We start from the raw sequence: 10,038 nt of genomic DNA on the forward strand, positions 1-10,038 counted from the left end.
CCCCCCCCCCCCCCCCCCCCCCCCCCCCCCCCCCCCCCCCCCCCCCCCCCCCCCCCCCCCCCCCCCCCCCCCCCCCCCCCCCCCCCCCCCAAAAAAAACCCCCCCCCCCCAGATAACCGGCTGTGTCTCGTGGGCTCGGAGATGTGGAGAAGAGACAGGACCAGAGGAAAGAAAGACCCCGACGAGCCAAACTTTCAGGTGAACTACCGATGGCTTTGTCTTCTACCAGCCAGAAGTCTGTACGACAGGACCTAGTTAGATCGATGATTGTCGCAGAAGGGTGCCTCCAGGACGTCAGTTGCAGAGCAGCCGACCTACCCGACGCCCGGCGACGGTCAGCCCGAGCACCGTCACCGCGACGAGATAGCCGACATCGACCAACTGCATCCACCCGACAGTGTCCACGGCGATCGCCCGGATCAGGTGGACCGACCGGTACAGCGGGGTCAGCTCGACCAGCCAGCGCAGTACCGACGGGTACGCCTCGGCCGGCACGAACGTCCCGGAGAACAGGAAGACCGCGAACTGGGCCGAGCCCATCAGGTCGAAGTCCTGCCAGCTGCGCATGTAGGTGGACAGCGCCATGCCGAGCCCGCCGAAGGCGAACCCGACCAGGATCGCGGCCGGGAACGCCAGCAGCGCCCGGGGGACCGTCGTCAGCCCCATCACGACCATCACCAGCAGGAAGGTTGCCGAATAGATACTGCCCCGCGCCATCGCCCAGCCGAGCTCACCGAAGGCCAGCTCGGTCGGGCGGACCGGGGTGGCCAGGATCCCGTCGTAGAGCTTGACGAACTTCATCTTGGCGAAGAAGTTGAACGTCGTCTCCGACAACGCGCCGGTCATCGCCGAGGCGGCGAGCATCGCTGGGGCGACGAAGGCTGCGTACCCGATGACGGCCCCGCTGCCCGGCAGGGTGATGTCCCCGATCAGCCGGCCCACGCCGACACCGATCGAGAACAGGTAGAGCAACGGCTCGACCACCCCGGAGATCATCACCACCCAGTACGCGGACTTCAGGGCGGCCGCGTTGCGCTCCATCACCGACCCGGCCCGCCGCACGGCCGCGCCGACCCCGAGCATCTGCGGCAGGACGAGGGTCACCACTGTTGCCTCCTCTAGTGGATCAGACGCTTGCGGAACCGGTTGACTGCCAGCCACCACCCGGCCGCCGCCCAGAGGCTCAGGTAGCCGAGATGCCCGGGGACGGACCAGGCGGGCATGATGCCGAGCGAGGCCGCCCGGCACAGGTCGACCCCGTGCCAGAGCGGCGACAGGTACGCCAGCCAGCGCACGGTCACCGGCAGCGACTCCACCGGAAAGAACACTCCGGCGAACAGGGTCATCGGGATGACCGCGAACCGGAACACGATGACCATGTAGCTGTCGCTGCGGATGGTGGCCGCGAAGGCGGCCACCGGCAGGGCGACGGCCGCTGCCAGCAGCACGGCCACCGGCAGGGTCAGCACCGCCCAACCCGAGTGCAGCGCACCGAACGCGGCGGCCACCGCGACGAAGGCCACGGCACTCGCCAGCACCCGCAGCAGGACGAAGGCGAGCAACCCACCGACGATGTCGGCGATCCGTAGCGGAGCGGCTATCTGCGAGTAGTAGGTCCGTTGCCAGGTGAACCCGCCCAGCACCGGCCAGGAGGACTCCCCGATGGCCACCTGCAACGCGGTGGAAGCGATCAGACCGGGGACGATCCAGTCGAGATAGCTGAACCCGCCGACCCCCTGGTCGACGTAGGCTCCCACCCCCACACCGAAGCTGAGCACCGTCAACAGCGGCAGCAGGAACGACGAGAAGACCGACGACCGCCAGGTCCGCCGGTAGGCGGTCAGGTTGGCTTCCAGGACGCTCGACGCCGGCCCGAACCAGCTCCGGGCCCGCGCCCCGGTCGATCGCGCGGTTGTCGTTACCGTCGGCGTCGCGCCAGTGTCTGTCCCGGACATCCGTCGTCGCCCCCCGTACCCGGTCCCGGCCGATGTTGTACCGCCCGGGTACGACATCATGGAAACGACGCCCCGTAACGACCGCCCGAGACCTACCGGCCCGGCGTACTCTACGGCGACGGCGGGACATCCTCACCGGTATTTCCGTCTCCCGGGTCCGCCGCCCGGGATGGTCGCGGATCGGCAGGGCTTCCAGGGCGTCACACGGACCGATCGCCGACCGGGACTCCCGCCGTCAGTGCAGGCGGTTACGCTCGATCGCCGGCGCCGCGGCGCGCTCCGCCCAGTCGATCCGGCGCACCTCGTATTCGACCTCGCCGTGCTCGACGCCCTCGATCGGATCGTCCCACTGCAGGTGGAAGCAGCGGGCCAGGCGCAATCCGGCCGCTTCCATCACCCGCCGCGAGGCGACGTTGACCGCCATCGTCTCGGCGAATACCCGGTCGACGGTCGGGTGATCGAACGCCATCCGCAGCAGTGCTCGGGCACCCTCCGAGGCGTACCCCCGGCCCCAGGAGGCGCGTCGCAGTCGGTACCCGAGCTCCACCTCGGTGATCGCCAGCCGGCCACTGCGGCCGTTGACCACACCGTCGGCGGGACCGGTGACAGCCGGACCGGCGGCGGCCGGCTTCAGCGCGAACCAGCCGATGAAGGCACCGCTGGAGCGCTCGATGGCGGCCCACTTGCCGAAGCCCGGAAAGCGCAGATAGTCACGCAGGATCGCGGGCAGGACCTCGCGGCGTACGGTTTCGGCCGGGGTCGGTCTGCCTCCGGTAAGGTACCGCATCACCTCGGGGTCACTGTCCAGCTCGACGAGCAGTGGCAGGTCGTCGATGGTGAAGCGGCGTAGTGACAGCCGGTCGGTCTGCGCGATCATGCCCGGCCGATTCTAGTCGATCAGGGTCCGGCCGGTGAGATGCAGGAAGACGTCCTCCAGACCACTGCGCCGGATCAACGCGCTGGTCGGTGCCAGCCCACGGCGGTGCACCTCGTTGAGCGCCCCGTCGCCGTCGCCGGTGTAGATCAGGATCCGGTCCGGCAGCACCTCGGTCCGTTCGGCGATTCCGCCCAGTTTGCCGGCGAAGCTGTCCTGGTCGTCGGTCGGGAACCGGAGTTCGACCACCTCACGGGTGGAGTAGCGGGTGATCAGGTCCCGCGGCGAGCCCTCGGCGACAATCCGACCGCCGTCCATCACCACCAGTCGGTCGCAGAGCTGCTCGGCCTCGTCCATGTAGTGCGTGGTCAGCACCAGCGTGACGCCCCGTTGCTTGAGCCGGAACAGTCGCTCCCACACCAGGTGCCGGGCCTGTGGGTCCAGCCCGGTGGTCGGCTCGTCGAGCAGCACGATGTCCGGCTCGTTGACCAGGGCACGGGCGATGGTGAGTCGGCGTTTCATGCCGCCGGACAGCGGCTCGACCTTGCTACCCGACCGGTCGCGCAACTGCACGAAGTCGAGCAGTTCGTCGGCGCGGCGCCGGGCGACCGGTCGCGGGATCTGGAAGTAGCGGGCGTAACTGACCAGGTTCTCCCGTACCGTCAGTTCCTGGTCGAGGTTGTCCAGCTGCGGGCAGACGCCGAGCCGGGCCCGGATCGCCGGGCCGTCCTGCTGCGGATCCATCCCGAGGATTCGCAAAATGCCGCCGCTGGGCGGGGAGACGCAGCCCACCATCCGCATGGTGGAGCTCTTGCCGGCGCCGTTCGGCCCCAGAAAGCCGAACGCCTCGCCGGGCGCGACGTCGACGTCAATGCCGGCGACTGCGGTGAACGTCCCGAACCGCTTGACCAGACCGCGTGCGTGGATGAGTGGCCCGTTACCCCGTTCAGTCACGGCCACGACGCTACCGCGCGGCCCCGACAGGGACGCCGCGAGTTTCGCGAGCAAGGCGCCTTTCGTCAGATTGAGGACAAAGTATAGTACGAACGTCTTGAAGATTGCGCTTCAATGCACTAAGTTTGTCATCCTGACTCGCTACTCCCGGGTCAGCGGGCGAGTTCGTCACCTTGCCCGGTCCCTGCCCACGCCGGTCCGCTTCGCCCGCGTGTCCACCGGCCCTCCACGTCGGACGACGCCACGTGCCGGACCCAGGTAAAGGACAATGACCAACGTGCTGGGAGTGTGGCCGGAGAACACGCACCAGGCGCAGATCCTGCGCCTGCTCCGCGACGGCCCGTGCTCGCGCGCCGAACTTGGCGACGCGGTCGGCCTGTCCAGGTCGAAGGTGGCCACCGAGCTCGACCGGATGATCGACCGGGGTCTGGTGGAGACCGCCGGTCCGGCCGCGTCCCGGGGCGGTCGTCCGTCGTCGATCGTCCGGATCGCCGCCGCCACCCGCTTCCTCAGCATCGACATCGGCGCGAGCACCCTGGACGTGGCGCTCACCGACGGAGAGCTGCAGGTCGTGACCCGGATGACCGAGCGCACCGAGCTGCGCCAGGGGCCGACGACGGTGATCGCGCAGGCTCTCGAACTGGTCACCAAACTGGCCGCCGACTCGGGAACCACGCGGTTCACCGGCGCCGGCATCGGGGTGCCCGGTCCGGTCAGTGTCCACGAAGGCGTGCCGGTCTCGCCACCGTTCATGCCGGGTTGGCACCGCTTCCCGGTACGGGAGATGTTCAGCACCGAACTCGGCTGCCCGGTGCTGGTCGACAACGACGTCAACATCATGGCGCTCGGTGAGAAACACGCCGGCATCGCCCGTTCGTTCGACGACTTCCTGTTCGTCAAGATCGGCGCCGGGATCGGCGCCGGGATAGTGGTCGGCGGGGACGTCTACCGGGGGGCCAACGGTTGCGCCGGCGACATCGGCCACACCGCTGTCGACGAGAACGGGCCGCAGTGCCTCTGCGGCAACATCGGCTGCCTGGAGGCGTACTTCGGTGGTGCGGCGCTGACCCGCGACGCGGTCGCCGCCGCCCGAGCCGGGCGTTCCGACCAGCTCGCCGAACAACTCGCCCGGATCGGCACGCTCACCGCGCTGGACGTCACCCGGGCGGCCGCCGCCGGCGACCCGGTCGCGGTCGGCATGGTCCGCGACGGTGGACGACGCGTCGGCCAGGTGCTGGCCCGGCTGGTGAGCTTCTTCAACCCGGGGATGGTGGTGATCGGCGGCGGACTCGCCGGGATGGGCCACGCGTTGCTGGCCGAGATCCGCAGCGTCGTCTACCGCAGCTCACTGCCGCTGGCCACCGGCGACATGCCGATCGTCCTGTCCGAGCTGGGCGACCAGGCCGGTCTGATCGGCGCCACCAGGATGATCAGCGACCACGTCTTCACCGCCGGCTGAGCCGACGTACCGGCCCGGGCGCATCCGCTACCGGACGGCCGCGCCGCGGCAGGTGGTCACGGCTGCTGCTCGACCGACGCCCTGGCCGCGGCCACCAGTTCGGCGGTACGGTCGGGCAGCCAGTCCGCGTCGGTGTCGACGCTGGCGTCGTAGCGCACCGTCCAGCTCAGGCCATCGATGCCGGACACCCGCCGGCCCACCACTCGGGCCCCGCCACCGTCCAGCTGATGGTGCACGCTGTAGCCGACCGACCGGGTCACCCTGGTCCGGACCTGGTCCGGGACATCTCCCGGGTCCGACAGGTCGAGCGAGATCGCCGGTCCGTCGGCGACCACGGTGTAGCCGTCGTGCTCCGACACCGTCTCAGCCGGCGTGACGACCAGCCTCTCGCCCGACCAGACCGCCTTGTGCACCTGGTGCCAGCCGAGCCGGGTGTCCCGGCCCGGCAGCCACAGGCCCCGGTTGGTGACGACCAGCGTGCCGGTCGCGGTCCCGCTCCAGGCCAGCAACCGCTCGTCGCGGTCCAGCGGCGGCCGCTGGTCGGCCGGCAGCCGTGCGCTACGCCGAAACAGACTCCACACCTTCACAACCCTCCCACGGCTTGTTCGCGCAGCGCACGCGCGTGCTGTTCCAGGGAGAACAGCTCCCCGGCCAGGGTCAGATACTCGTCCTGGTTGGTGACCGGGTTGATCCGCTGCACCTTCGACTTCAGCTCCCGGATGCGGGTGGTGACCGCCCCCCACTGCAGGCGGGCCAGGGTCACCGAGACGTAGTACGGGTCCGCGTCCCGGTCGACGTGCAGCGGTTCGACCGCAAGCTCGGCGACCAACGCCCGAGCCGCGAGGTCGGCGCAGTTGTCCCGGACCCGCTCGATCCACACCGCTCCGGTGGTGGCGGCTGCGGCCCCGCCGGCCTGCGCCATCGCGTCCCGCAGCACGGCGTGTACCGGATGCTGGTAGACCTCCGCGCCGAGGTTGTCGAACATCGGGCCGGCGAGCACCGGCACCTGGAGCCCGAGCTTCAACGCCTCCCGTTCGACCAGCGCCTGAGGATTGTCCGGCTCGTTGCGCGGCTTCGGCGCCGCCGGCTCGGGCACCGCGGCCCGGCCGCCGGCGGTCCGCTGCGGCCCGGCCGCCGCCGCGAGCACCGCCCGCTGCACCGGTTCGACCTCCATCCCGAGGTCGCCGGCGAGCTTGCGCACGTACTCCGGGCGTTTGTCCCGGTCCTTGAGCTTCGCCACCAACGGCGCAGCCCGCCGCATCGCCTCCACCCGGCCATCGACTGTGTCCAGGTCGAACCGGCTCAGTACCTGCCGCAGCGCGAAGTCGACCAGCGGTTCCCGGCGCGCGACCAGGTCGCGCACGGCGAGGTCGCCCTTTGCCAGCCGCAGATCGCACGGATCCATGTTGTCCGGGCTGACCGCGATGAAGGTACGCCCGACGAAGCGCTGGTCCTCCTCGAACGCGCGCAGCGCCGCCTTCTGTCCGGCCGCGTCCCCGTCGAAGGTGAAGATGATCTCCCCGGCGACGGCCTCGGTGTCCATCAGCAGCCGGCGCAGTACGCCGATGTGGTCCGCCCCGAACGCGGTGCCGCAGGTGGCGACGGCGGTCGGCACCCCGGCCAGGTGGCAGGCCATCACGTCGGTGTAGCCCTCGACGATCACCGCCCGGCCCTGCCGGGCGATCTCCCGCTTCGCCTGGTCGATCCCGTACAGCACGTGGGACTTCTTGTAGATCGGGGTCTCCGGGGTGTTCAGGTACTTGGGTCCGTCGTCGTCGTCGAAGAGCTTGCGAGCGCCGAAACCGATGACGTCGCCGCCGAGCTCCCGGATCGGCCACAGCAGGCGGCGTCGAAAGCGGTCGATCAACGAGCCGGACCGGGCCTGTCGGGCCAGCCCTGCGGTGATCAACTCCTGGGCGGTGAAGCCCCGCTGGCGCAGGTGCCGGGTCAGCTCGTCCCACGCGTCCGGGGCGAAGCCGCACGCGTACCGCTCGGCGGTCGCCCGGTCGAACCCTCGGCGGGCAAGGAACTCGCGGGCCGGCCGGGCCGCCGGGTCGGTCAGCCGGTCGACGTAGAACTCGACCGCGGCGGCGTGCGCCGCAGTCAGCCGTTGCCGCTGACCGGCCTGCTGGCGGACCGGCGCGGGACCGGCCTCGATGTAGCGCAGCTGGATCCCGGCGCGGGCGGCGAGCCGCTCCACCGACTCGACGAAGGTGAGGTGCTCGGCCTCCATCAGGAAGGTGATCGCGTCCCCGCCCTTGCCACAGCCGTGACAGAAGTACACGTTCCGGCCGGGCGCCACGGTGAACGACGGCGTCTTCTCGTCGTGGAAGGGGCAGAGCCCTTTGAGGTTGCCACCACCGGCCGACTTGAGCGTGACGCTCTCCGAGATGATGTCGGCGATCGACGTACGCTCCCGCACCAGCGAGATGTCCTCGTCCCGGATCCGACCAGCCATGCTCTGTCGCCCTCCTTCGAGGTACATCCTGCCCTGCCGCCACCATCACCGACGGTGCGGGTGCCGGGGGCCGGGTGCCGGCACCCCACCGGCCGCGACGGACCTCCCGAACCCCACCCTGACCAGGCAGGCCTCTGTCAATACGCACTTTCCACGCCTCGCCGAAGAACAGACCTTGTCCTTATCTGTGACCACGGCAATACTGTCTGTGTCGTACCTAGTGAACCGTTCGCTGGCTTGTTTCTCTTTCTTCACGATTCACTGTGTCTTGTCTACATTGCCGGATCCCCAGCCCGAAGGAGGAGGCACCCCCATGCCCCAGCTGCTGCCTGAGACCAGCGCCACCGACCACCTGGACGTGATCGCCCTCGACGAAGCGCCCCGACTGTGTGCCCTCTACCGCAGCCGGGACGCCGAACTGGCACCGGAGGACGAGCTCCCACACATCGCCGGCTGGGTGCTGGCCTGGCCGGACGGCTCGGCCCTGACCCTGCTCACCGAGGGCGACCAGCCACGGATCATCTCCGGATCGCTGTCGAACGTCGAGACCTGGTGGTCGGCGCTGCTCGCCGCAGACCTGGTCGCGGTCCGCCCGCCGGCCGAGAGCTGAGGGAGCGACCGGCCGTGAACCGGATCAGACGCGGGTCGGACCCGGCCGCCCCGCCGGCCGGGTCAGCCGCCGGTGCCAGGAGATCGCCGCCAGATCGGTGAGTGACGCGACCTGGTCGATGATCACCCGTGCCCGGACCCGGTCATCCGGTGCGTCCGACCACAATGGAAGGAAGACCGGGTCCAGACCGGCCGGGGCGTACCCGGTCAACGCCTCGACGAGTTCGGCGAGGATCTCCCGCTGCCGCAGGTAGCCGGCGGCGGCACCGGGCCGACGCATCACGTAGCGCAACGCCAGCCCTTTCAGCAGCGCGCACCGGGCGCGCACCACCCGGGGCACGACCAGATCGGCCGCGTACCGCCGCACCGGCTGCCCACCGGAACGGTCCCGGGTGGCCGACACCGCGGCGGCGACGAACGCCCCGGTGAGCATGCTGGTCGTGCCCTTCAGCGCCGCCTGGGCCGGGTGGCTGCCGTCGTAGCCGATCAGCAGCCGCAACTCCGGTCGGGCCAGCAACTCGGCCAGGATGCCGGCCAGATCGTCGGCGGACTCGGTGGAGTAGGCCGCGGCGACGTCGGCCGCCAGCGCGGCCTGTTCGTCGGGGTCCGCGATCAGCCGACCGAGGTCGATGTAGCCGCCGTGGATACCGTCCTCCAGGTCGTGCACCGAGTACGCGACGTCGTCGGCCCAGTCCATCACCTGCGCTTCCAGGCAGCGCCGCCGGCCGTCGGGCGCGCCGTCGCGCAGCCAGGTGAACACCGGCTGGTCGTCGGCGTACACCCCGAACTTGCGCTCGCCGGGCTGTCGTGGCCAGGGGTACTTGCAGGTAGCGTCGAGCGAGGCCCGGGTGAGGTTGAGCCCGACGGAGTCGCCGGACGGACCGATCACCTTGGCCTCCAGCCGGGTGAGCACCCGCAGCGTCTGCGCGTTGCCTTCGAAGCCGCCGTAGCCGGCGGCGACCTCGTCCAGCGCCCGCTCACCGTTGTGTCCGAAGGGCGGGTGTCCGAGGTCGTGGGCCAGGCCCGCGACGTCCACCACGTCCGGGTCACAGCCGAGCCGGGCACCCATCTCGCGGGCGATCTGCGCGACCTCCAGCGAATGGGTCAACCGGGTCCGGGGTACGCCGTCCGCGCCACTCGGATCCGCCAGATGCACCTGGGTCTTGGCCGCCAGCCGCCGGAACCCGGCCGAGTGCAGCACCCGGGCCCGGTCCCGCTCGTACGGGCTGCGCCCGTAGCCGGTGTCCTTGGCCGGCTCCGGCACCAGACGGTGCGCGTCGGCGGCGCGACCAACCGCCGGGCCGTCCGGAGAGGCACTCACCTTCAGCAGCCTAACCGCTCCGGCAGGGCGGCGAACCGGCAGCCTGACCAGCCCGGCAGGGCGGCGAACTGGACCCCCTTGAGCGGCGGTGCCCGTCACCTGATCGGGTAACGATTTCGGGATGGTTTCCGGCTTGTGTCGTGATGTTGACGTCGCCCCTGCGGGACCGCACCCGGCCAGTCCACAATCGGGGCGTGGCTGACCAGGGGTGGACCCGTACCAGCCGGCTCGTACACATCTGCGATGTCGCCGAACCGATGCGGTACGCCGTCGAGGAGCACTGGGGGGGGGGGGGGGGGGGGGGGGGGGGGGGGGGGAGGGGGGGGGGGGGGGGGGGGGGGGGGGGGGGGGGAGGAGGAGGTGTTTTTTTTCCCCCTTCCCCCCCCCCACACACCACAAGATGTTTTT

The 10,038-nt window shown here is 70.4% G+C and carries 10 protein-coding genes; 3 read left to right on the forward strand and 7 right to left on the reverse strand.

What is annotated here, in order from left to right; genetic code table 11:
- Positions 1-294: 294 nt before the first annotated feature.
- The 4 genes from ACXAHD_RS29360 to ACXAHD_RS29375 all read right to left on the reverse strand — a co-directional run bounded on the left by ACXAHD_RS29360 (position 295) and on the right by ACXAHD_RS29375 (position 3,783).
- Positions 295-1,107 (reverse strand): ABC transporter permease, encoded by an 813-nt coding sequence (locus tag ACXAHD_RS29360; protein ID WP_289213348.1) that lies wholly within the window; start codon positions 1,105-1,107, stop codon positions 295-297.
- Between the two features lie 11 nt (positions 1,108-1,118).
- Positions 1,119-1,955 carry an ABC transporter permease gene (locus ACXAHD_RS29365; protein WP_289213349.1) on the reverse strand — a complete coding sequence of 279 codons (837 nt, stop codon included), beginning with the start codon at positions 1,953-1,955 and terminating at the stop codon, positions 1,119-1,121.
- A 235-nt stretch (positions 1,956-2,190) separates the two neighbouring features.
- Positions 2,191-2,832 carry a GNAT family N-acetyltransferase gene (locus tag ACXAHD_RS29370; protein ID WP_289213350.1) on the reverse strand — a complete coding sequence of 214 codons (642 nt, stop codon included), beginning with the start codon at positions 2,830-2,832 and terminating at the stop codon, positions 2,191-2,193.
- Between the two features lie 12 nt (positions 2,833-2,844).
- On the reverse strand, positions 2,845-3,783 hold the full coding sequence (locus ACXAHD_RS29375) for an ABC transporter ATP-binding protein (protein ID WP_289213351.1): 939 nt from the start codon (positions 3,781-3,783) through the stop codon (positions 2,845-2,847).
- Positions 3,784-4,051: 268 nt separating this feature from the next.
- Here ACXAHD_RS29375 and ACXAHD_RS29380 point away from each other — a divergent pair, with 268 nt between their 5' ends.
- Positions 4,052-5,242: an ROK family transcriptional regulator gene (locus ACXAHD_RS29380; RefSeq protein ID WP_289213352.1), complete on the forward strand. Its 1,191-nt coding sequence runs from the start codon at positions 4,052-4,054 to the stop codon at positions 5,240-5,242.
- 56 nt (positions 5,243-5,298) lie between these two features.
- Here the strand turns inward: ACXAHD_RS29380 and ACXAHD_RS29385 are convergent, their stop codons facing one another.
- Together ACXAHD_RS29385 and dnaG are read right to left on the reverse strand one after the other, a co-directional pair.
- A complete protein-coding gene (locus ACXAHD_RS29385) occupies positions 5,299-5,823 on the reverse strand; it encodes a hypothetical protein (protein ID WP_289213353.1) in 525 nt (174 codons plus the stop codon).
- A 2-nt stretch (positions 5,824-5,825) separates the two neighbouring features.
- The gene (dnaG, locus tag ACXAHD_RS29390; RefSeq protein WP_281550962.1) at positions 5,826-7,727 is read right to left on the reverse strand and encodes a DNA primase; all 1,902 of its coding nucleotides are present in this window, start codon (positions 7,725-7,727) and stop codon (positions 5,826-5,828) included.
- Between the two features lie 286 nt (positions 7,728-8,013).
- On the opposite strand from dnaG, the gene ACXAHD_RS29395 reads away from it, so the two are divergent.
- Entirely contained in the window at positions 8,014-8,310 is a 297-nt protein-coding gene (locus ACXAHD_RS29395; RefSeq protein ID WP_281550963.1) for a hypothetical protein, read from the forward strand.
- Positions 8,311-8,334: 24 nt separating this feature from the next.
- On the opposite strand, the gene ACXAHD_RS29400 is transcribed toward ACXAHD_RS29395, so the two are convergent.
- Entirely contained in the window at positions 8,335-9,630 is a 1,296-nt protein-coding gene (locus tag ACXAHD_RS29400) for a deoxyguanosinetriphosphate triphosphohydrolase (RefSeq protein ID WP_475054684.1), read from the reverse strand.
- A 194-nt stretch (positions 9,631-9,824) separates the two neighbouring features.
- Between ACXAHD_RS29400 and ACXAHD_RS29405 the strand changes: the two genes are divergently transcribed.
- Positions 9,825-10,038, forward strand: a 214-nt coding sequence (locus ACXAHD_RS29405; RefSeq protein WP_475054690.1) for a hypothetical protein, incomplete at its 3' end; no start/stop codon positions are given.

It is taken from the genome of Micromonospora sp. ABR4_055, assembly GCF_056160425.1.